21 protein-coding genes, 1 tRNA gene and 1 other annotated feature are annotated in these 22,202 nt (G+C 48.0%); of the genes, 16 read left to right on the top strand and 6 right to left on the bottom strand.

Annotated features, from left to right (window positions below; genetic code table 11):
- Positions 1-5 precede the first annotated feature (5 nt).
- The 3 genes from AC0THY_RS15225 to AC0THY_RS15215 all read left to right on the top strand — a co-directional run bounded on the left by AC0THY_RS15225 (position 6) and on the right by AC0THY_RS15215 (position 2,011).
- Positions 6-1,070, top strand: a complete 1,065-nt coding sequence (locus AC0THY_RS15225) for a galactitol-1-phosphate 5-dehydrogenase (protein WP_489991451.1) — start codon at positions 6-8, stop codon at positions 1,068-1,070.
- 54 nt (positions 1,071-1,124) lie between these two features.
- Positions 1,125-1,400, top strand: a complete 276-nt coding sequence (locus AC0THY_RS15220; protein ID WP_489991450.1) for a BMC domain-containing protein — start codon at positions 1,125-1,127, stop codon at positions 1,398-1,400.
- Positions 1,401-1,483: 83 nt separating this feature from the next.
- Positions 1,484-2,011: a YgjV family protein gene (locus tag AC0THY_RS15215; protein WP_489991449.1), complete on the top strand. Its 528-nt coding sequence runs from the start codon at positions 1,484-1,486 to the stop codon at positions 2,009-2,011.
- Between the two features lie 2 nt (positions 2,012-2,013).
- Here the strand turns inward: AC0THY_RS15215 and AC0THY_RS15210 are convergent, their stop codons facing one another.
- On the bottom strand, positions 2,014-2,802 hold the full coding sequence (locus AC0THY_RS15210) for a DeoR/GlpR family DNA-binding transcription regulator (protein ID WP_489991448.1): 789 nt from the start codon (positions 2,800-2,802) through the stop codon (positions 2,014-2,016).
- Positions 2,803-3,124: 322 nt separating this feature from the next.
- On the opposite strand from AC0THY_RS15210, the gene AC0THY_RS15205 reads away from it, so the two are divergent.
- The 6 genes from AC0THY_RS15205 to AC0THY_RS15180 are packed head-to-tail and all read left to right on the top strand — an operon-like array spanning position 3,125 to position 10,110.
- Positions 3,125-4,693 (top strand): FGGY-family carbohydrate kinase, encoded by a 1,569-nt coding sequence (locus AC0THY_RS15205; RefSeq protein ID WP_489991447.1) that lies wholly within the window; start codon positions 3,125-3,127, stop codon positions 4,691-4,693.
- The gene (locus tag AC0THY_RS15200; RefSeq protein WP_489991446.1) at positions 4,680-5,333 is read left to right on the top strand and encodes a class II aldolase/adducin family protein; all 654 of its coding nucleotides are present in this window, start codon (positions 4,680-4,682) and stop codon (positions 5,331-5,333) included. The genes AC0THY_RS15205 and AC0THY_RS15200 overlap by 14 nt, the downstream gene beginning before the upstream one ends.
- Positions 5,334-5,362: 29 nt before the next feature.
- Positions 5,363-6,391: a substrate-binding domain-containing protein gene (locus AC0THY_RS15195; RefSeq protein ID WP_489991445.1), complete on the top strand. Its 1,029-nt coding sequence runs from the start codon at positions 5,363-5,365 to the stop codon at positions 6,389-6,391.
- A gap of 21 nt (positions 6,392-6,412) precedes the next feature.
- Positions 6,413-7,921 (top strand): sugar ABC transporter ATP-binding protein, encoded by a 1,509-nt coding sequence (locus tag AC0THY_RS15190; protein WP_489991444.1) that lies wholly within the window; start codon positions 6,413-6,415, stop codon positions 7,919-7,921.
- Positions 7,905-8,906, top strand: coding sequence for an ABC transporter permease (locus AC0THY_RS15185; protein ID WP_489991443.1), 1,002 nt, complete (start codon positions 7,905-7,907; stop codon positions 8,904-8,906). Before AC0THY_RS15190 ends, AC0THY_RS15185 begins: the two co-directional genes overlap by 17 nt.
- Positions 8,907-8,916: 10 nt before the next feature.
- Positions 8,917-10,110 carry a TIM barrel protein gene (locus AC0THY_RS15180; RefSeq protein WP_489991442.1) on the top strand — a complete coding sequence of 398 codons (1,194 nt, stop codon included), beginning with the start codon at positions 8,917-8,919 and terminating at the stop codon, positions 10,108-10,110.
- Between the two features lie 89 nt (positions 10,111-10,199).
- Here AC0THY_RS15180 and AC0THY_RS15175 read toward each other — a convergent pair whose 3' ends face one another.
- Positions 10,200-11,063, bottom strand: coding sequence for a serine hydrolase (locus AC0THY_RS15175; protein ID WP_489991441.1), 864 nt, complete (start codon positions 11,061-11,063; stop codon positions 10,200-10,202).
- Positions 11,064-11,092: 29 nt separating this feature from the next.
- A complete protein-coding gene (locus AC0THY_RS15170) occupies positions 11,093-12,001 on the bottom strand; it encodes a LysR family transcriptional regulator (RefSeq protein WP_489991440.1) in 909 nt (302 codons plus the stop codon).
- A gap of 119 nt (positions 12,002-12,120) precedes the next feature.
- Between AC0THY_RS15170 and leuC the strand changes: the two genes are divergently transcribed.
- Both leuC and leuD read left to right on the top strand, forming a co-directional pair.
- Positions 12,121-13,383, top strand: a complete 1,263-nt coding sequence (gene leuC / locus AC0THY_RS15165) for a 3-isopropylmalate dehydratase large subunit (RefSeq protein WP_489994204.1) — start codon at positions 12,121-12,123, stop codon at positions 13,381-13,383.
- A 12-nt stretch (positions 13,384-13,395) separates the two neighbouring features.
- Positions 13,396-13,881, top strand: a complete 486-nt coding sequence (gene leuD / locus AC0THY_RS15160) for a 3-isopropylmalate dehydratase small subunit (protein WP_489991439.1) — start codon at positions 13,396-13,398, stop codon at positions 13,879-13,881.
- 42 nt (positions 13,882-13,923) lie between these two features.
- Here leuD and AC0THY_RS15155 read toward each other — a convergent pair whose 3' ends face one another.
- Positions 13,924-14,817 (bottom strand): SPL family radical SAM protein, encoded by an 894-nt coding sequence (locus AC0THY_RS15155; RefSeq protein ID WP_489991438.1) that lies wholly within the window; start codon positions 14,815-14,817, stop codon positions 13,924-13,926.
- Positions 14,818-14,995: 178 nt separating this feature from the next.
- Here AC0THY_RS15155 and AC0THY_RS15150 point away from each other — a divergent pair, with 178 nt between their 5' ends.
- A complete protein-coding gene (locus AC0THY_RS15150) occupies positions 14,996-15,715 on the top strand; it encodes an alpha/beta fold hydrolase (protein WP_489991437.1) in 720 nt (239 codons plus the stop codon).
- Positions 15,716-15,860: 145 nt separating this feature from the next.
- On the opposite strand, the gene AC0THY_RS15145 is transcribed toward AC0THY_RS15150, so the two are convergent.
- Both AC0THY_RS15145 and AC0THY_RS15140 read right to left on the bottom strand, forming a co-directional pair.
- Positions 15,861-15,934: transfer RNA gene (locus tag AC0THY_RS15145), tRNA-Pro, on the bottom strand.
- Positions 15,935-16,011: 77 nt separating this feature from the next.
- Positions 16,012-16,287 carry a hypothetical protein gene (locus AC0THY_RS15140; RefSeq protein WP_489991436.1) on the bottom strand — a complete coding sequence of 92 codons (276 nt, stop codon included), beginning with the start codon at positions 16,285-16,287 and terminating at the stop codon, positions 16,012-16,014.
- A gap of 198 nt (positions 16,288-16,485) precedes the next feature.
- On the opposite strand from AC0THY_RS15140, the gene AC0THY_RS15135 reads away from it, so the two are divergent.
- The 4 genes from AC0THY_RS15135 to AC0THY_RS15120 all read left to right on the top strand — a co-directional run bounded on the left by AC0THY_RS15135 (position 16,486) and on the right by AC0THY_RS15120 (position 22,192).
- On the top strand, positions 16,486-17,001 hold the full coding sequence (locus tag AC0THY_RS15135; protein WP_489991435.1) for an RNA polymerase sigma factor: 516 nt from the start codon (positions 16,486-16,488) through the stop codon (positions 16,999-17,001).
- 4 nt (positions 17,002-17,005) lie between these two features.
- Complete coding sequence (locus AC0THY_RS15130; RefSeq protein ID WP_489991434.1) at positions 17,006-18,409, top strand: DUF4367 domain-containing protein; 1,404 nt, start codon at positions 17,006-17,008, stop codon at positions 18,407-18,409.
- 64 nt (positions 18,410-18,473) lie between these two features.
- Positions 18,474-18,742: a binding site (T-box leader), on the top strand.
- Positions 18,743-19,002: 260 nt separating this feature from the next.
- The gene (locus tag AC0THY_RS15125; RefSeq protein ID WP_489991433.1) at positions 19,003-20,670 is read left to right on the top strand and encodes a 2-isopropylmalate synthase; all 1,668 of its coding nucleotides are present in this window, start codon (positions 19,003-19,005) and stop codon (positions 20,668-20,670) included.
- A gap of 676 nt (positions 20,671-21,346) precedes the next feature.
- The gene (locus tag AC0THY_RS15120; RefSeq protein WP_489991432.1) at positions 21,347-22,192 is read left to right on the top strand and encodes a cell wall hydrolase; all 846 of its coding nucleotides are present in this window, start codon (positions 21,347-21,349) and stop codon (positions 22,190-22,192) included.
- The last annotated feature ends 10 nt before the right edge of the window (positions 22,193-22,202 follow it).

The raw sequence follows: 22,202 nt of genomic DNA, 5'->3' as shown, positions 1-22,202 counted from the left end.
CAAGCATGCCACAGAAAATGCGGGCAGTACGGTTATTTGCACCAAAGGATATCAGGTGTGTGGAGGTGGATGTACCTCATATAGAGAAAGATACACAGGTATTGATTAAGGTAAAAAGCTGCGGAGTCTGCGGATCAGATATCCCCAGAGTGATGGTGAAGGGAACCTACCATTTTCCCACAACTATTGGCCACGAATTTGCAGGTCAGGTGTTGGAGTGCGGCGACAAGGTGAAAAACAATATTACAGTGGGCGACAGGGTATCGGTGATGCCCCTGATACCCTGTGGAGAGTGTCAGTACTGCAAGGTAGGCCAGTCTCATCTCTGCGATACCTATGACTACTATGGTTCCAGAAGGGACGGGGCTATGGCGGAATACATTGTGGTGGAGTCCGCCAACTGTCTGAAGCTTCCGCCAAATGTGGACTATGAGGAAGGTTCTTTCACAGATCCCGTGTCCGTAGGACTCCACGCTGTGAGAAAATGTAGGCTGGAGGCGGGAAAGAGCGCGGCTGTGTTCGGACTGGGAGCAATCGGATATATCTGTTTGCAGTGGCTTAGAGCGCTGGGGTGCACGGAAGTGATTGCTGTGGACGTGGCGGACGACAAGCTGATGCTGGCAAAGCGTCTGGGGGCAACAGCAGGGATAAACGGCAGGAATACGGATGCGGTAAAGGCCATCAAGGATCTCACAGGTGGAGAAGGTGTGGACATTGCCATTGAATTTGCAGGCAGCAAATACACCCACGTACAGGCAGTGGCCTCCTGTAAGAAAAATGGGGAGGTAGTCTACGGAGGCATTACCTACGATGACGTTGCCTATCCCAACAAAGTGATCCAGGCTATTTTGAGGGGCGAGCTTACCATCCACGGAAGCTGGAACTCCTCCATAAATCCGCTTCCCATCAATGAGTGGAAGAGCGGACTGGAATTTATGAGCACAGGTCAGATGAACGTCAATCCTCTGATCACCCACAGGGTGCGTCTGGAAGAGTGCAAAGAAGTCTTTGATATGATGTTTAACCGGACTGAAGTGTTTACAAAGGTACTCTTTAAACCGGAAATGTAGAGAAAGGATACCCAACAATACAGGTCATTAAATAAGATTCAGGAGGAATGAGAGATGACACAGGAAGCATTAGGTATGGTGGAGACAAGAGGACTGGTAGCAGCCATTGAGGCCGCGGATACCATGGTGAAAGCCGCAGATGTATGTCTGATCGGGACAGAGAAGATTGGTTCCGGGCTGGTAACCGTTATGGTGCGGGGGGATGTGGGAGCGGTAAAAGCGGCCACAGAGGTTGGCGCCCAGGCGGCCGGAAAGCTGGGGGAACTGGTTGCTGTTCACGTAATCCCAAGGCCTCACAGTGATGTGGAAAAAATACTGCCAAGAGAGTAAACAGATAACAAAAAAGACGCAAAAACGGCGCGGTGACAGGACTGCGTCGTTTTTGTGCATGTGCATTGGGGGGATCTATTAGGATGTATAACAGGATATTTGTGCAGGCGCTGGGGATTGTGGGCCTGCTCTTTGGCGCAGCCGCTTTTCAAAGCAACAAGAGCAAGAACATTGTGGTGTTGAAGCTTTTAAATGATTTGTTTTTTTCCTTCCAATATCTGCTCCTGGGGGCATACACCGGGGCGGTTATGAACTGGATCAGCTGTCTTAGGAATCTGATCTATGCCCGCTGTACCATTAAGGAGAAATCCAACAGGGTGTGGATGGCTGTGTTCTGCATCTTTATGCTGGTTACCGGGATACTGTCCTGGTCCTCCCCTATGAGTCTGATTGCGATCATAGGGAAGCTTCTGACCACCGTGTCCTATGGGATGAAGGATGCAAAAAAGATCCGCCTTCTGACTCTGCCCTCCAGCGTTGGATGGCTGATCTATGATGGTTACTATGGTTCCATGGGAGGAGTCATCAACCAGATATTGGTGTTATGCTCCATTGGTATCAGCATTGTGAGGTACGATATTCCCAGAGAGGGTAAGCGCGGAGACTCTTGAAATTACACCACATAAAGCTTCAGCTTGCGCGCCTCCAGTTCTGTCCTCTGAGCGGAGGAGAGATTGGAGTCTGTGATAAAGATGTCCACATCGTCAAGGTCAGCATAGTGATCAAACCAGGATTTTCCGATTTTGGAGGAGTCTGCTAAAAGGATTACCGTGTCACTGATATCTATGAGAGCCTTGCGCACCGCCACCTCGTAGGGTTCGGAGCAGGAGAGCCCGTAGGCTGTGCTCACGCCTACCGTTCCCAAAAATAACTTGTTCACATGCATTTTTTCAATGGTGGACAGAATTTCATTGTACTCAAACATTTTAATATAGCTGTGATAATATCCGCCAAAGGCAAATAAGCGCAGTTTATCGCTGTTCATCTGCACCACACGGTTGATGACCTCCAGGGAGTAGGTGTAGATGATACAGGCTGTGTCCTCGGGTATATAGTTGAGAATATTGCAGCAGGTAGTACCACTGTCTATGGCGATGGAGTCAAAGGGTTCGATCATGGTGCTGGCGAACCTTGCAATGCGCAGTTTTTCTTCTAAATGCAAGTCTTTCTCTGTCTCAAATGAGTATACCTGCTCATCAGACTCTTTCTCAATCGTATTTGATTTCAAGGCAATTCCGCCGTAATACGTATCCAGTATATTTTTTTTTGCCAATTCCGCAATATCCCTGCGGACAGTCATCTCAGAAACACCCAGAGCCGTGGCCAGCTCCTTTGTGGTTGATGTGGTGTTTTGCTTCAGTATATCTATGATTTTTGCACTTCTCTGTGATTTTGAAGACATGTCTGTTTCTCCTCTTTCTAAATGATTTCTCAATAAGATCATAACAAAAATATGTTAAATAGTCAAATGAAAATGAGATATTTGATACAAAAATAACAAAAATACGTGTAAAAATGTTAAATTGTAATTGTGCTAAAAACCAGTAATTAATGCTACAAAAATTAACTGGTTTTGTATTGACTGTTGAGAAAAAACGTGTTAATATAACATAAAATAACATATCAATTGACCAAATGCTTTCATTAAATAACATTAAATAACTAAAAATAACATATTTGAAAGAGTAAAGACAATTTTTCCGACAAAGAAAGGAGGACGGGGTGTGAGAGAAGGCTATTTCATTGGGGTGGATTCCGGTACATCCGGGATCAAAGCGGTGGCGTTTGATATGGAAGGCAGGGAACTGGCAGTCAAAAGGAGAAGCCTAAAGGGCATTACTCCCTGTGAAGACTGGTATGAGCAGGATATGGAGGTGATATGGGAAAATTGCTGTGCTTGTTTAAAAGGGGTTTTGAGTCAGATAGAGGCGGAGAAAGTGCTGGGAATCGGTATCACCGCCCAGGGGGACGGCCTCTGGATGATTGACGGGGAGGGGAAACCTGTCCGTCCCGGTATCTGTTTTTGTGATGGGAGGACGAAAAAGGAGATTGATGCCTGGAGGGAGGATGGGATTCTGGAAAAAGCCTTTGACATCTGCGGCACAGCGGTTTTTGGATCTGCAATGAGCGCAGAGATACGCTGGATGGAAAAAAATATGCCGGAATGTCTGGAGAGGGCGGCATGTTTTTTTCATCTCAAGGACTGGCTGTTTTACAAAATGACTGGTGTGGTTTCCTGTGACGATACGGACATGTCAATCCCCATGCTGAATGTCCTGAGCAGAGACTACGATGACCGGCTGTTTTGTCTGTATGGGATTGGGAAGTACCGGGAGAAGTTTCCGAAAGTATATCCCACAAGGGAGAATAAGTCAAACCTGCTGCCGAAACTGGCAAAGGAGCTGGGGCTGAGAGAGGAGGTACTGGTGGTGGGAGGCCCCATGGATATTCCAGCCTGTGCACTTGGCTGCGGGGCGATTGAGGATGGACAGGCGTGTACAGTGATTGGCACGGCTGCAATCCACTCTGTAATTATGGAACGGCCCAGACCGGAGCCTTATATGGCGGGCATGACCATTGCACACTGCCTTCCTGACCGCTGGATACGACTGGTTTCATCCCTTGGAGGGGCGCCGAACCTGGAGTGGTTTTTAAGGACAGCAGGAAAAAGAATCAGCCTGGAAGCTCAGGAGAGAGGGGTGGACATCTATTCCCGCTGTTCGGAGCTGGTTGACCAGGTTCCCATTGGCTCCAACGGCGTGGTCTATCATCCCTACCTCATGGCAGGAGGAGAGAGGGCTCCGTTTTTTAAGGGAAATATCAAGGCCTCTTTTGCAGGAATCTCTTTTAACACAACCCTGGAGGATATGCTCAGAGCAGTGTATGAGGGGATTGCCATGGCCATGGTGGACTGCTACCAGAGTGTCCCCGTCAAGCTCTCGGAGATCTATGTGAGCGGAGGAGGCGCCAAGAGTGATGTCTGGATGCAGATGTTTGCAGATGCAATGGGAACGGACGTGGTGATCCTGTGCGGCACAGAGCTGGGAGCCAAGGGAGCAGCAATGAACGCAGCCGTGGCCCTTGGGACTTATGGGAGTTACCGGGAGGCTGTGAAGGCGGCAGTCCGAGAAAGGAAACGGTTTCACCCTCGGGAAGACAGGCACAGAAGGTATGCGGAGCTATACCATCTCTACAAAAGAGGGTATGAGCTGAGCATGGAATGGTGGGATGAGAGAAGTAAATTCCTGCAGGGGCAGTATGAGAGAGGAGGAGCAAGAGATGAAGTATCCTGAGTTAAGAAAGCAGATCATAGACGCCTGTCTGTGGCTGCAGGAGAAGGAGCTGGTGGTTGGGACCTGGGGAAATATCAGTGTGAGGACAGAGGAGGGAATCCTGGTCACGCCCAGCAGGGTGGAGTACAGTAAAATGACCCCGGAGGACATGGTGCTGATAGACTGTGACGGCAGGATTCTCGAGGGGGCCCGCAGCCCTACCACGGAGCGGGAGGTGCACAGGATGATTTATCTGGCCAGGCAGGATGTGAATGCGATCGTACATTATCATCCCAAGTATGCCTCAGCCATGTGCGCCACGGACAGGGAAATTCCCGCGTTTTCAGAGGAGATGACTCAACTGGTGGGCGGGTCGGTCCCCATCACCCCTGAGTATATCCGCGCCGGGGAACACGAAAGGCTGGGAGCCGCTGCGGCTAAATATCTGGGGGAAAAGAACGCAGTGATGCTCAGAAACCATGCGCCTGTGTGCTGTGGCAAGGATTTGGAGGAGGCGCTCACCTGCTGCCAGGTGGTGGAGAAGGCGGCGCTGTGTTATCTGGCGCTGAGGGGAGCGGATCTTGAGATAAAGCTGATTCCCCAGGAACTGATCGAGGCGGAAAACCGGCGGTTTAAATATGACTATGGACATGAATGGTAAAAGGTATTTTAAAAATGGGAGGGCAAGAGATGAAGAAACTTTTAGCTGTATTTATGGCAGCAATGATGGTGTTTGGGATAGCAGGGTGCAGTTCACAGACAGGGGCTCCGGCTCAGACGGGAGGAGCTGGCGGAGAGGTTTCGCCCCCCTCGGATGGCGCGGCGGTGGACGCTGAGGAGCTTACCTTTGTGATTATCCCCAAGTGTGTACATGAATGGTTCGAGGCGGTAAACTACGGGGCCAGAGAGGAGGCGAAGGCGCTGTCGGAAAAGCTGGGGATTCAGATCAAGATTGACTACAGGGCTCCGAGCACAGCAGAAATCACGGAGCAGAATTCAGTGCTGGAGCAGGTGGCGGCCACAAAGCCAGATGGGATTGCCATTGACCCCATTGACTATGAGGGGAGCAAGCAGATCATTGAGGAGATTCAGGACCAGGGAATTCCTGTAGTTCTTTTCGACTCAGCGGTGGAGGGGTCTGGTCTTACAGCAGTGGGAAATGACTTTGCGGAGCAGGCAGAGCTGGAGGCTAAAAAGTTAGCGCAGCTGCTGGGAGAAAAAGGAAAGGTAGCACTCATGCACGGCGTGACCACAGCGCCCAACCATAGTGAGCGCTACGAGACGTTTAAGGAAGTGCTGGCGGATTATCCGGGAATTGAAGTGATTGACGGGGGTATCTCACAGGATAACATTGAGACAGCCCAGCAGCAGGCGGCGGCAACCATCGCAGCAAATCCGGACCTGGATGGATATCTGTGCGTGGACGCTTCCGGCCCCATCGGCATCGCAGCGGCTATTGAGGAGGCGGGAAGACAGGGCGAAATCACCTTTGTGGGGGCGGAAAACCTTCTGCAGATCCTGGAGTATGTAAAAAGTGGTACCATTGCCTGTTCTTACTCCACTAAGCCTCAGATGCAGGGAGCGCTCAGCGTTATGGTGTTGATCCATGCCTATCTGGGAGAAGAGATGCCGGCCTTTGTGGACACCGGAATCCTGTACATTGATCAGGATAATGTGGATGACTGGATAGCAATTGCTAAAAATACAGCTTCGGAATAGGCTTTTTGGAAGGAGGAAAATATGGATATCCTCAAAGCCAGAAATATTACAAAAATTTTCCCGGGAGTCGTTGCGCTTGATGCGGTAAACATTACCCTGAGAAGGGGAGAGGTACACTGTATCTGCGGAGAAAACGGCGCGGGCAAGAGCACGCTGATCAAATGCCTCACAGGTGTCTATGAACCGGAGGAGGGAGAGATTCAGATTGACGGCCAGGATGTGAGGGAGGACAGAAAGCTGTTTGAGAAGGTTGCCTATGTGCCTCAGGAGATTGACCTCTTTCCACATCTGTCTGTGGCTGAGAATTTATTTATGCCCTTTTTCAGATCCGATATAAAGGGATTTATCTCCCAGGCTGGACTGAACAGAAAGGCGGCGCCGATTCTGGAGAGATTCGGGATACGGGTAGCGCCGTTTGCGGCGGCAAAAGACGTCCCGGTGTCCCAGCAGCAGCTTTTGCAGGTGGCGAGAGCGGCAGTTTTTAAGGGCTATGAGATACTGATGCTGGATGAGCCCACCACCAGTCTGACCGGGGAGGATACACAGAAACTGTTTCAGATCATTCGGGAGTTGAAAGCGGATGGGAAGAGCATTGTGTTCATATCCCACAAATTGGAGGAGGTTTTTGAGATCGGAGACGTAATCACCGTATTCCGAAACGGGAAGAATACGGGGATGATGGAGGTGGCAGACATAGACATTGCCAGAACCGTGAAAAAGATGACAGGCCAGATACTGGATGAGAGAGAAGTTTTTTACTCAGAACGGGTGAGCCCGGAGGTGCTGATGGAGGTGAGGGGACTGTCCGGTGAGCGGTTCCGGGACATCAGTTTTACACTGAGAAAGGGGGAGATCCTGGGATTTTCCGGTCTGGTGGGTGCGGGAAGAAGTGAGCTGATGCAGGCCGTCTTTGGTTACCTTCCGGTCTATTCCGGGGAGGTGAGGGTGAAACGGGCAAAATGGAAGCTTGGAGATACCAATTATTCTGTGCGCCACGGCATGTTTTATCTTCCGGAAGAACGACGCACCCAGGGGATACTCTCTGATTTGAGCATAAGGGAAAATGCGTCGGTCAATGCCCTGAAATATATAGGCGGCAGATTTGGGATATCCAGGCAAAAGGAAGAAGAAATGGTGAGCGGGATCATAGAGAGCTATGATGTTAAAACACCTGATATGGAAAAAAAGATCAAGTATCTGTCAGGTGGAAACCAGCAGAAGGTGATTATTGGCAGAGCCATGAGCTGTAAACCGGAAATTCTGATATTTGATGAGCCCACTAAGGGGATTGATGTGGGCACAAAGGCGGAGATCTACCGGCTAATGAAGAAGATTGCACAGGAGAGACAAGTGGGAATCATTTTGATCTCATCTGAAATGAATGAGCTCAGAAAATGCGCAAACCGTATCATCTCCCTTTATAATGGAAGAAAAGCGGGAGAACACCAGAAAGATGCGGAGGAACAGGAGATTCTGAGAGCAATCCTGGGGCTTGGGTCAGGAGGAGATACATATGCAGGGAGAAGATAAATACAGAGCAAGGAATATTCTGGCTGGGATAACGAAAAACAGTACAGTGCTCACCGGTGTGGTGCTGATTCTGCTCATTGCAGTGGCGGCGGCCTTTTCACCGTACTTTTTAAGTATTTTTAATCTGCAGTCCCTGATGAGGGATATTGCTTTTATCGGTATAATCGCAACCGGGCAGTCGTTACTTTTGCTGATTGGAGAATTGGACCTGTCTGTGGGCAGGATTGCCACCCTGTCCGGGATCTTAGGGGGACTTTTGATGACACAGATCTCCCTGAATCCCGTGCTGGCATTTCTAATCGGAGCGCTAAGCGGCATTTTACTGGGCTGCATAAACGGTCTGCTCATTACAAAACTAAAGATCAATGCCATGGTGGCAACAATTGGAATGCAGGGAGTCTATGGAGGAATCACCATGGTCATCACAAAGGGCCAGGCTATCACGGGGATTCCGGAGAGCATCCTGTTTGTCGGGAAAAATAACTTTTTGGGTATGCCCATCCCCTTTGTGATTGCAGTCCTGATATTGATCGCGGTGGTGCTCTTTGTCGTAAGAACAAAGACCGGACGCTATATCTATGCAATCGGAAACAGCCGGGAGGCCGCAAAAATAATGGGGATTCGGGTGGACAGGATCAGACTGCTGATCTATGGAATCGTGGGACTTCTCTCATCCACCGCGGGTATGCTCTATGTAGCCCGCCTGGGGTCCGCACAGGCTGCCATCGGAACAAACTGGCCTATGAATTCCATAGCGGCCTGCGTGATCGGCGGAGTGCTCCTCACAGGCGGGGTGGGGAATCCGGTGGGCTCCTTTCTGGGAGCGGCCATCATCTGCGTTATCTCAAACGTGATCGTACTGTTTGGGGTAAATATTTACTGGCAGGAGGCTGTGAGCGGAATTGTAGTAGTAGTGGCCATCGGACTTCCCTCCTTTGTGGGAATACTGAGAGAAAAAAAGAAACTGAGAAGAAGCCGGGACTAGGAGGTAGAGAATGGAGTATCCCAAAGTATATCTGACATTGGACAACTGCTTTGCCATCAAAAGATGGGTGGAGCCGTCGGAGTGGATGCCGCTTATCAGAGACATTGGCTTTACAAGTGCGCAGGCCAGTTTTGACAATGAAATCGACTTTCTATATTCTCCGGAGTGGTATAAATCCGGATGGTTTCAGGAGGTGAGCAGGCAGGAAAAGGAGACAGGCCTGAGGGTGGATACTTTTTTTACCGGTTATCAGACCTACCGGACTGCGGGACTTGCCCATCCGGATGATAAAATGGCAGATTATCTGATGGACTGGTGGATCAAGCCGGCCCTGAACCAACTGGGACGCAGGGGGTCACATATGGGGATGTCGTTTATTGCTGTTCCGGAGCGCTTTCTGCAGGATGCGGTAAAGTTTCAAAGGATGTATGAAAAAGTGATACACCGGATGGGTGAGATCGGAGCCTGTGCCAGTAAAAACGGAATTCATTTCTGCATGGAGGCCATGTATGCACCTCATCAGCCGCCGTGGACCATAGAGGGCGCCAAAAGGTTTCTAAGAGACTGCTACGCAGAGGGAGGCCATCCCGTTTACCTCACAATTGATGTGGGTCATATGGTAGGGCAGTGCAAATACCGGAAACCGGACAGGGAGGCCGTGGAGCATTCCCTGAATCCCGGAAGTCAGATTTTGGGTAGACCAAAAATCTGGCTGGGCGCGGAACATACATATAAGCTTTGGCGCAAGGCTGTAGAGGAGGACGATCACAGCCGGGAAGCGGTGGAGGCTATATTGGAAGATATGGAGGCGTATCCCCATCTGTTTTCCGCTGACCCCGGGGACTCAGATCCCTACCGGTGGATTGGGGAGCTGGCATGCTACTCCCCGATCATCCATATGCAGCAGACAGATGGAATCACATCCAGCCACCAGCCTTTTACCAAAGAGGAAAATGAAAAGGGGATCATTCAGGGGGAAGAGGTTCTGAGAGCCATTGCGCACTCATACGAACAGGAGCAGGAACCGCAAATGCCACCTAAGTGTCAGGAGATTTATCTGGCTTTCGAGATATTTGCAGGAAATACGGAGTACAGGGAAGAGATCATTGAGAAATTGAAAGAGACACTGAACTATTGGAGGAGGTTTGTGCCGGAAGATGGCATCCGGCTGGATGTGCTTCTTAAAAAGTTACAGGATGAATAAATAGGCATTGCACGCCAGCGTCAGGAGCCAAACGCTGTTCTTTGGCGCAAAAACCCTTCCTGCAGGAAGGGCTTTTGCGTTGTATGCGGTCAGTTCAGGGCAGCGTAAACCATTCTGGATATTTGACGGATACAGTTTCTGGCCTGAGCCGGATTTGTAGTGTTACTAAATACGCAGAGAATGTATTTCGTCTTTTTGCCGTAAACAATCGCTGTGTCGTTTTCTATGGACCCGCTCTCGCCGGTTTTATTGGCTACCGTGATACCGGAGGGAACCCCCTGGGGAATTTTTGTGCGTATGGTCTGGGCTTTTAAGTGGTTCAGCATTTTTTTGGACGCGCTTTTGGAAACCAGCCTGCCCCGGCAGATCATCTCCAGCAGCTTTCCGCAGTCAGCGGCGCTGGTCATATTGGCCTTGCTGCTTCCGGAAGCCTCCGCGGAGTTGCCTGACCCGCAACGGGTATACTGCTGGGTGCGCTTGAACTTATTTTTCTTGCAGAATTTGTTGATGGTCCCCGCCCCCAGCCTTCCATATACAAGGGAATTAAACGCATCATTGCTGCTGACACTGATCATGCTGCGTATCTGCGACTCCACGGAGGGAGTCATGTTCAGCTTTTTCTTCTTTGCCTGGTCATAGGCAGTGGCCATTGCATATAGCTTTATGGTGCTAGCTGAGAAGAAGGCGTTTTTGTTGATGGTAAAGCTCTTGTTGGTCTTTAAATCCTTTACGTAAACAGACCAGCAGGTGTTGGATTTACTGCCGTTTGGGGATGCAGGACAGCTCTTTTTTATGTAGGACTTCACCTTTTTTTGTAGTTTTGCCATTTTTGCAGCAGCTTTTGCGGAAGCCTTGGCTTTTGCGGACTTGGTGGCCCCATAGCTGGTTACGGGCACCTGAAATGCCAATACAAATGCCAGAAATAAAATAAGAATACGTTTTCCTCTTTTCACGACTCATCCCTTCTTTCTTTTTTTCTTTCCTAAATTATACTCTTTTTTGAATAAAAAGAAAAGTCAATAAAGGTCTTCAATGTGTGGTTTTGCTGCCTGGAATCCAGGAAGGCAAAGCCGATTTCGCGTTTATGGATGGGAAAGTCCAGAGGGATTTCCACCAGGGTATTATCTGCCAGTTCCCGGCTGACAAATTCCTTAATCACGCAAGCCACGCCCAGACCGATCTTGGCAAACTCAATCAGCAGATCCATGGTGGTGATTTCCAAAAGATTGCCTGACTCAATGCGCTGCTCCTTCAGATAATCATCAATGTACTGACGCGTCATGTTCTCTTTGTCCAGGAGCATTAAGGTGGCGGAGTGGAAGAGATCATTCCCTGTGCCAGGGCTTCGCAGGCTCAGATTGTCCAGATAACTTTGGGTTGCCACAAAGATATCCTCAATCTCTCCCAGGGAATAAAACAGGATGCTGCCTGTGGATTCCGGTTTGCCGATCAGGCCGATATCTATTTTCCCCTCCTGGAGCATTTGGAGTGTGTGGTTGGTGGACTGGCAGTCAATGGTGATGCGTATGTGAGGATAGGCGGCAATGAAGCTCTTTAGATAGGGAAGCAGGATATACTTGCACAGGGTTGTGCTGACTCCCATGCGCAGATGGCCCATGCCCAGGTCTGTCATCTGGCGCAGCTGTTCCTCTGCGGCGTCAAGAGCGCGAAAAGCAGATTCCGCATGAGTGTAGAGCAGCTGTCCTTCCTCTGTGAGCTGAACCCCTCTGGAGCTGCGGAGAAACAGGGTGACACCCAGAGCTTCTTCCAGCCTGCGGATCGCCTTGCTGATGGCGGGCTGGCTGATGAAAAGGGCGTCTGCTGCCCGGGAGATATTTCCCTCTTTGGCAACTGTGTAAAAGATTTTGTATTGGGAGAGATGCTGTTCCATGGAGACTCCTTTCATGAAATTAAGTTATGATAACTATTCATAATATGTATTTCTATTATAGTGTATCCTGTGCTATAATGCAATCAGTGAAAAAACAGGAGGAAGAGACAATGAAAGGAATGACAATGACACAGAAGATCCTGGCGGCACACGCAGGACTTCCGTATGTAGAAGCGGGCCAGCTGATCGAAGCTGACCTGGATCTGGTACTGGGTAACGATATCACCTCCCCGGTGGCCATACATGAGATGGAAAAGATGACAAAAAAAGAGGTGTTTGACAAGGATAAGATTGCGCTTGTCATGGACCATTTTATTCCAAACAAAGACATCAAATCCGCGGAGCACTGCAAATGTGTGAGGGAATTTGCCTGTCAGCATGAGATTACAAACTATTTTGATGTGGGAGACATGGGGATTGAGCATGCGCTGCTGCCTGAGAAAGGCCTGACCGTGGCCGGGGATGTGATCATCGGTGCGGACTCCCACACCTGTACCTACGGGGCTCTGGGGGCTTTTTCCACCGGGGTGGGAAGTACGGATATGGCCGCTGGTATGGCTACTGGAAAGGCATGGTTTAAGGTGCCGTCCGCCATCAAGTTCAATTTGACGGGAAAACCCGCAAAGTGGGTAAGCGGGAAGGACGTGATTTTACATATCATCGGTATGATCGGTGTGGACGGCGCACTCTATAAGTCCATGGAGTTTGTGGGAGATGGAATCGCCAATTTGACCATGGACGACCGTTTCACCATCGCCAATATGGCCATTGAGGCGGGCGGTAAGAATGGAATTTTCCCTGTGGATGACCTGACGGTGCAGTATATGAATGAACACACAAAACGCCCCTTCACAGAGTGGGAGGCGGATGAGAGCGCGGAGTATGATGCTGAGTATACCATTGACTTGAGCCAGTTAAAGTCCACGGTTGCTTTTCCGCATCTGCCGGAGAATACAAAGACGGTGGACGAAATCACAGAGGATGTTGTGATTGACCAGGCAGTGATCGGTTCCTGTACCAATGGCCGCATCGAAGACCTGCGCTGTGCAGCGGAAATTTTAAAAGGACGCCATGTGAAAAAGGGCGTGCGCTGCATCGTAATCCCGGCAACCCAGCAGATTTATCTGCAGGCAATGGAGGAGGGACTTTTGAAAATCTTTATTGAGGCCGGAGCCGTGGTCAGCACTCCCACCTGTGGACCCTGCCTGGGCGGATATATGGGAATCCTGGCAGCAGGAGAGCGCTGCATATCCACCACCAACAGAAACTTTGTGGGACGTATGGGACACGTTGATTCAGAGGTGTATCTGGCCAGCCCTGCTGTAGCGGCAGCCAGCGCTGTGACCGGAAAGATTTCAGCTCCCGGGGAACTGGGACTATAGGAGGATAGAAGGATGAGAGCGAATGGAACGGTATTTAAATATGGAGACAATGTAGACACGGATGTAATCATTCCCGCCAGATATCTGAACTCCTCAGATCCTGCGGAACTGGCCACCCATTGTATGGAAGACATTGACAAGGATTTTGTAAATAAGGTAAAAAAGGGAGACATCATTGTGGCGAAGAAGAACTTTGGCTGCGGTTCTTCCAGAGAACACGCCCCCATTGCCATTAAGGCGGCTGGGGTGAGTTGTGTCATAGCGGAAACCTTTGCCAGAATCTTTTACAGAAATGCTATCAACATTGGCCTGCCAATCATTGAGTGCCCGGAGGCGTCTAAGGGAATTGGAGCCGGCGACGAGGTGGAGATCGATTTTGACAGCGGCGTTATCTACAATAAAACCAAGGGTGAACAGTACCAGGGTCAGGCTTTTCCGGAGTTTATGCAGAAAATTATTAGAGCAGAGGGCTTGATTAACTATATCAACAATAAATAGCCTAAAAGGGGCGCTTCACAGAAATGTGCGGCGACCCCTTTTTCAGTCAAACAGAGAAAGCTGTGATACTTGATATTTTTGTTTGTAACCACAGATAATGTCTTTCATTTGATAGCGTATGCCGTATTTTGAACAGTCCTCAGTGAACACGTTCCAAAGCCGGGATGCTCTTGGACTGCGGCATTCGTATCGGTTTCCGTAGCGTTTGATATACTTTTCCACAAGCCCTTCCCCGGGAAAAAGCTGATTGAGTTTGTCATAGTACCACTCCCTCTGATTTTGCCTCAGGGTCATGCCAAATGCGGGATAGATGAACCGTCCCCCGGCCTGGGCAGTCTGGCGGACAATGGCGCGTATGTTCTCTTCGCTGTCCTCCAAAAACGGCAGTACGGGCATTAGGAGGATTCCAGCAAAGAGTCCCTGACTGGATAGCTGGCGGATCATTTCAAAGCGCTCAGAGGACGGGGGGACTCCCGGCTCCAGCTTTTTGCTCAGCGCATCGTCCGCTGTGGTGACTGTCACCTTGCACAGTACAGGAGCGTGCTCCGCAATCTCCGTTAAAATGTCCGCATCCCGCAGCAGAAGAGTGCTCTTGGTGGCAATGGCAGCGCCAAACCCAAAGGCGTTGACCAGTTCCAGAGCGTGTCTTGTGAGCTGGAGTTCTTTTTCAAAAGGATTGTAGGGATCACTCATTGCGCCGGTCCCCACCACCCCGGAGCGCACTTTTCTTCTGAGATCGTCCCGAATGATCCGGAGGGCATTTTCTTTTGCTCGGACCCGGTCAAATTCTTCGATACGATAGCAGTCAGACCGGCTGTCACAGTAGATACATCCGTGGCAGCAGCCTTTGTAGATATTCATATTATAATCAATGCCAAACCAGGCATCCGCACTTTTTGTCTTTGTGACAATGGTCTTAGCAGGTATATACTCCATAAAGGTCCCTCTGAATCATGTTCGGTTGTTCTGTGAGGTTAGGCACAGGCATTCTTTCATTATGTTAAGTTTACACTAGGCGAAATTCACAAAATTGTCAAGAAATATTTATTGAATTTTCCCAGGAACCAGTTATAATAAGGTAACTAAGGTTCATGATACAGCGAGGAGAAAAAGGATGGAACCCAGACAACAAGGATATTTTAAAATACATAGTGCAAATATTTACTTCCGGATCTATGGCACAGGAAGCCGTACGCTGTTTTTTCTGCACGGAAATGGAGAGGACTGGACCTGCTTTAAGAAGCAGATTGAGTACTTTGCCCGGGATTTTAAGGTGGTGACTATGGACAGCAGGGGCCACGGACATTCCGGCATCAGTGAGAAACCCCTTACCATCAAACAGATCGCCCAGGACGCAGCTACGCTGATCCGGAAACTACAGCTGGAGCAAGTCACCCTTGTGGGATTCAGCGATGGGGGGAACATTGTGCTGGAGATGATGCTGAATGGGGGACTCCCAGTGGAGAGTATCGTAGTGGCGGGGGCAAACCTGTTTCCCGCGGGAGTGAAATTCCGCTACCAGTTTCCAACCATCTTGCAGCACGCTTTTTATGAGTGTCTGGCCAAGTTCAATCGAAAACTCCAGCTCAAAGCGGATATCATAGGGCTCATGACCCATGAACCCAACATTCGGCCGGAGCAGCTTAGGAAGATAACGGTCCCCGCACTGGTGCTGGCGGGAGAAAAGGACATGATAAAAGAAAAACATACAAAGTTGATTGCCTCATCCATTCCCAATAGTACACTGGCCATTATTCCCGGAGCATCTCATTTTATATTTGGAAAATGGGCGGATAAGGTGAACCACGTAATGAAACGATTTCTGATTTCTTGAGGCTGCCATGGGCAGCCTTTTTATAATAGAAAATTCCATTTCCTATTAAGTAAAAACTCTCCGGGCGGGATTCTTTTTCACATAATTATGCATAAAAAAAGTCCAAACATCTACATGTCTGAACTTTCTCTGCACAACCCTATAATCGGAGTGACAGGATTTGAACCTGCGACCTCTCGGCCCCCAGCCGAGCGCGCTACCAAGCTACGCCACACTCCGTCAACGAAATGTATTATAGCAAGGTTTTGGTAAAAAGGCAAGTAAATTTTTTAAGTTTTTTGTGAAAAAACAAAAAATCAGAGCAATCGGCGCCTTTTTGATACAGATGCCGAGACGTTGTAAACATCCACACTCCGCATATCCAGCGCAATCTGACGGTATAGTTCATCGGTTGTCAGATTCAGCATTTTGCCGTTGGCGTGAAGATGGTGTACAATGGTCTCTCCAAGACTTTTCGGAAGGTCATCCCGATAATTCATATATAAAGCCGCTTTTTGTTCTGAACAGCCAAACAGATGACCGAAGTCTTTATCGGTCATTTGCAAGGCATTTCTTATATCATATAAAATCATGTTTTGCAATCTCCTTGTAAATATATTTGGAAATAATTACCTACATATAAGAAAACGTTTGAGAGACTGTTTTGTGACGCGAAAAAGAAAACTTTTTTGTATTTTTTTAAAAAATGAAACTTTTTTTACGATAAGACCGTCTAATGGTTGTAAGATGTGATGGTAGACCGGTCGAATACACGAAAAGGAGGTGTTTCAGTGAAACATCTGGTAATGAAAGCCCAGCAAAAAGATGGGGAAGCCTTTGTCAAGCTCATGGAAATGAATAAACAGAGCATGTATAAGGTGGCAAAATCGTATCTGCGTTACGAGGAGGATGTGGCCGATGCGATGCAGGAAACCATTCTTATCTGTTATGAAAAACTGGGTGATTTAAAGGAACCCAAGTATTTTAAAACCTGGATGATCCGCATTCTGATAAATAAATGTAAGGATATTTTAAAGAAAAATCAGGAACTGTGTCTGATGGAGGAGTTTCCGGAGGTGGAGGATCAGCATGTTCCGGAGAAAAATCTGGAGTTTGAGGAGCTTTTGCAGGCTCTGGACGAGAAGTACCGCACGATTCTAATCCTCTATTATGTGGAAGGGTTTAACACCAGGGAAATCGGTGCACTTTTGGAAATCAGTGAGCACACAGTCAAAACAAGGCTGGTCCGTGCCAGGCAAAATTTTGCGCGGGAATATCAAAAAGAGATGGCGTATGTAGGGAGGTAACCGAATGAAAAGAAAATATACAGAGAAAGAAATAAAAAGGGTTTTGAACACAGAGCTTGAGATTCCCCGGGAGGTGGAGGAGAAGATCAGGGACAGCTACCGGGAACTTCATATGACGGAAAAGGTCAGACCCATGAAGAGGTCTTACCGGAAACTTGTGCTGGTGGCAGCAGCGGTGACCATGCTGGCAGCGACTTCCGTGGTGGCATTGGCAGCCAGTGGATTTTTCTCAAAGGAGGTACAGGAGGAGGACAAGAGTGTATCCTATAAGTTTGAGACAAATTATGAGATGACGCCCCATCAGGTAGATGTGAAAGCTAATTACATTCCTGAGGGATATACGGAATTTGAGGAGGGAAAATACGACAGGGACGGACAGCACAAGAATGGCATCAGTATCTGCGGCGTAAACGCGGCATGGCTGGATGCGCAGGAGGGAATGCTGGATGCGGAAAATCTGATGAGTCTTGAGAAAACCACCCTGGACGGCATGGAGGCCCACCTTTTGAGCTTAGAGTATGATAAGGATAGGATTCAAAATACATTTGACAAAAGGATTTATCTGTTCAATCCTCAGGAGGGATATATGGTAGTTGTCTACGGGGGAAACGATCTTCCTATGGATGAACTGAAGAAGGTGGCAGACAATCTGGAGGTTACGGTTGACAAGGATGAGCCGGTGGACTACGTGCCGGCAGACAAGCAAGCTCAGGAGTCCGAGGATGTGCTAGACTTACAGCAGGAATATATTGAGAGATACCAGGCTGGTGTGAGCAGTGATAAAGTGCTTTCTCTTGGAGATACTTTTACTTACGGTATTTCAGATGAGGTAGAGATCACTTATACAGATGCAAAGCTTGTGGACAGCACGGCGCAGATTGAGGGCTATGAAGAAAAGAACTTCTTTGATTACCAGGAGATTTCGCCCTGGATGAACGAAGACGGCACCATTAAGCCCTATGAGCGGATGACTTATACTAAGGATGAGAACGGAATGCGCATCGAAGATTCTGGCGTAAAAGAGACGGTGGGGCAGAAGTTCCTGGTAGTGAAGGGTACCATGAAGAACAATGGAAATAAGGCTCAGGAAGGATGGGCTTGGGGAGATACGGATACTCTGATTCCTAAGACGGACGGAGGATTTGCTTATAGTGACAAAGAGACAGAACCCTATGTGATGGATGGACACTTCTTTGGTGAGGGTCCCCAGTATTTTGACAAATCCCAGTACAGAGAGGAACCCATCGAGACCAGAAATCATTTCTTCTTCTATGAACTACAGCCGGGCGAGGAGCTTTCCTATACCTTAGTATGGCTGGTGGATGAGGATATGACGGACAATATGTTCCTTCAGATGAATCTAAGCGGAATAGATGGGAATGAGTTTTATATTGATGTGAGACAGTAGGGGGAACAAAAGTTGTGCTTGACATATCCTGCTGAAAATGTTATTTTATCTTTAGTTGATAATAGCAAATGCAATGAAGAGGAATAGTACAGCTTACGCCGAATACAGAAAGCTGCCGGTTGATGCGAGGCAGTGGAGGATAGAGCTGGAACTCACCTTGGAGCGGCTGCCCCAAATTTTCCCTTTGAGAAGAGAGTAGGCGCAGACGGAACCCCAACCGTTATCTGGGTAGGATATAAGATTCAGAGGAATCCGTATCTGAAAAGTGTATGAAGAAATTCATAAATTAGAGTGGTACCGCGTGAGGTAGATATTAAACCTTTCGTCTCTAGAGAGCAGCAACACTGCTTTCGGAGACGAAAGGTGTTTTTGGTTTAACAGGTTTTTGTGTAAAACAAAAGACCCCATGGCGGAATTAGACAAGTGCATAAGGAGAAATGGACGCAAAAGGTAATTGCAGCAGATTATCAACATATATTCCTATATCAGTGAAAAATGGCATCCGCCGGGAAGGCGCTGAGGCGTACTTAGAAAAAGTGTAACTGTGAAGGTGCTGAACAGTTACGAAAAAGGATTGGAAAAGGAGAATGGATATGAGAAATGTAGGAAAGTACAAGAGACAGTATTTTATGCCGCCGGTTCCATCAATGAAGTGGGCAGAGAAAGACCATGTGGAAAAGGCGCCTATCTGGTGCAGTGTAGACTTAAGGGACGGCAACCAGGCATTGATTGTTCCGATGACGCTGGATCAAAAAATTGATTTCTTCAAACTGCTGGTTAGGATCGGATTTAAAGAAATTGAAGTCGGATTTCCTGCAGCTTCTGAGACAGAATATCAGTTTTTAAGAGCATTGATAGAGCAGAATTTGATTCCGGATGATGTGACGATTCAGGTACTTACTCAGGCCAGAGAACATATCATTAAGAAGACCTTCGAAGCCCTTGAGGGCGCCAAAAAGGCAGTGGTGCATGTCTACAATTCCACTTCCTTAGCGCAGAGAGAGCAGGTGTTCCACAAGTCTAAAGAAGAGATCCTGCAGATTGCAGTAGATGGAGCAAAACTCTTGAAGGAACTGGCTGCCCAGACAGAGGGGAATTTCTCCTTTGAGTATAGCCCGGAAAGCTTTACCGGCACAGAGGTGGAGTACTCACTGGAGGTCTGCAATGCTGTTTTAGATGTGTGGCAGCCAACTGCGGATAATAAGGTGATCATTAACCTGCCAAGCACAGTGCAGACTTCCATGCCCCATGTTTACGCCAGTCAGATTGAGTATATGTGTGATAACATGAAATATCGCGAGAATGTGATTGTTTCTCTGCATCCTCACAATGACAGGGGTTCTGGTGTTTCAGATGCTGAGATGGGTATCCTGGCCGGTGCTGACAGGATTGAGGGGACCCTGTTTGGAAATGGAGAGCGCACAGGAAACGTGGACATTGTAACTCTGGCTATGAACATGTACTCCCAGGGCGTTGATCCCGAGCTGGATTTCACAGATATGCCCTCTATTTGTGAGGCATATGAGAAGTATACAGGTATGACCATTGATATGCGCAGCCCGTACAGCGGAGCTCTGGTATTTGCAGCCTTCTCCGGTTCCCACCAGGATGCCATTGCAAAGGGCATGAAGTACAGAGAAGAGAATGAGTGCGATAAGTGGACAGTGCCCTATCTGCCCATCGATCCCACAGATGTGGGGAGGCGCTACGAGGCGGATGTCATCCGCATCAACAGCCAGTCTGGAAAGGGCGGCGTAGGTTATATTCTGGAGCAGAATTACGGCCTGAATCTGCCGGCAAAGATGAGAGAGGCTATGGGATATGCAGCTAAGGATGTCTCCGACCATCTGCACAAGGAGCTTCAGCCGGAGGAGATCTTCCAGCTGTTCAAGGAGAAATTCGAGGATGTCACTCATCCTTACAATATTACAGAGGTACACTTCAAGCAACACAATGGTATTATCGCGGAAGTTACTGTAGACTATAAAGGGGAATCCAAGGTTGCTATTGCAGCAGGCAACGGACGTCTCAATGCGGTGAGCAATGCACTGAAGAAACAGTTCCGTCTGGAGTACGACCTGGTGACATATCAGGAGCATGCGCTTGAACAGAGTTCAAGCTCCAGAGCTATCGCCTATGTGGGAATCCGTGACAAGGAAGGAAATTTGTTCTGGGGAGCAGGCCTGGATCAGGATATTATCCGGGCATCCATCAATGCTCTTTTGACGGCCATTAATAATAAAGAGACAGCCAGTGAATAATATAAAGTTAAAAATAACTCTCCGGGTGGGGAGTTATTTTTAACTTGACAAACAGAACGTATGTTTGTATAATGAAAATATAAACAGAACAAATGTTCTTGGGCGGAGAGGTGAGACAAATGAAAAGGGAAATTATATTTGAGAACGAGAATGCAAGGCTGTTGTTCGAACCAATCAGAGACCATTTTCCAAAGTTGGATTTTAACGATGAAGAGGAGCTGACAGAGGAAGCCGCATTGCGAATGTATCGCAGTGTAACACGGTCTAAAAGGAGCTTGTCGAAACAGGGTATTTTGAGTCATACAAAGTGGTTGACATAAATGTTTCAAAAGTATTACGTACTGTCAAAATGCCATAAAATATGAGGGAATAAAAAGCGAAAATTGTGTAAATGTCGTAAAATGTTGAAAAAAAGGTTATAAATAATGCCAAAGGCAGAAAAAACGACTTGTATAATAAGCATAAAAATAAGGCCAAAATACAGGGAGAAAATATAAAAATAAGACAAATAAGTAAAAAGTAAAAAATACGGGATTGTTAAATGTTACAAAAATGTGAAATACTCCTTGACACCAATTCAGGGATTCAATATAATGCAGATAGATGGTGGACAATGAAAACAGGTGTCCGCCACAGACAGATTAGAGGTCTGAGAAAGAGAAAAGGAGGGTATTGCATGCAACTGATACTAGCTATTTTTAGCAAAGTGAACAGCTTCGCAAAAGCGATAAAGAAACGCAGCTATCGCAATTACGCAGTGATCGTATCAGGAGTGGCTGTTGTTGCCGTGGTTTCATTGTGTGCTTCCGGATTCGCCGGCAGCGGCAAGAACAAAGTTTATGCAGTACAATCTTCCGGGGACAGGCATAAAGCCTATGACACAAGTGAGGATGAGCCTCCGGCCAGCGAACTGCAGGCTGGGCTCATGGGAATTGTGAACAGTGTCAGCAGTATGGAGGAATATTCGATCGCCGCATCTTCCGTGGATATTGAAAATGTTCACGAGGAGATTCTGGTGGGGACTCCCAAGGTTCGGAAAAACGCGCTTAATAAGATGAACCTTGGAAAGGGAGCCAGGGAAATCAGTCAGATCGGATATTATGCCCAACAGACTGTGAGAGAGAATCAAATGGCATCGGAAGATTATTACTCTCTGCTTCAAATTGTGGAGGCAGAGGCTACAGGCGGGGATCTAAAGAGTAAGATTTTGATAGCAAATGTAGTGCTGAACCGGGTGAAAGACAGCCATTTTCCGGATAAGATTTATGATGTGGTATGGGAGCGGGAAGGAAGCTCCGTTCAGTTTTCACCAACAGCTGACGGACGTATCTATTCCGTGGAAATTACGGAAGATACCTACGAGGCAGTTGACAGGGCGCTGAAAGGTGAGGATTATTCAGGCGGAGCGCTGTTCTTTATGGCAAGGTGCGATTCAGAGGAGCACAACAAAGAGTGGTTTGATGAAACCCTGGAGTTGATGTTTGAGTACGGCGGACATGAGTTCTATAAATATTCAGAATGAAAACAGCAGA

It is taken from the genome of Ruminococcus sp. 8Y-12, from assembly GCF_058119865.1.
The sequence above is the reverse complement of the archived record's forward strand: the minus strand, read 5'-3'. Positions and strand labels throughout refer to the sequence as shown.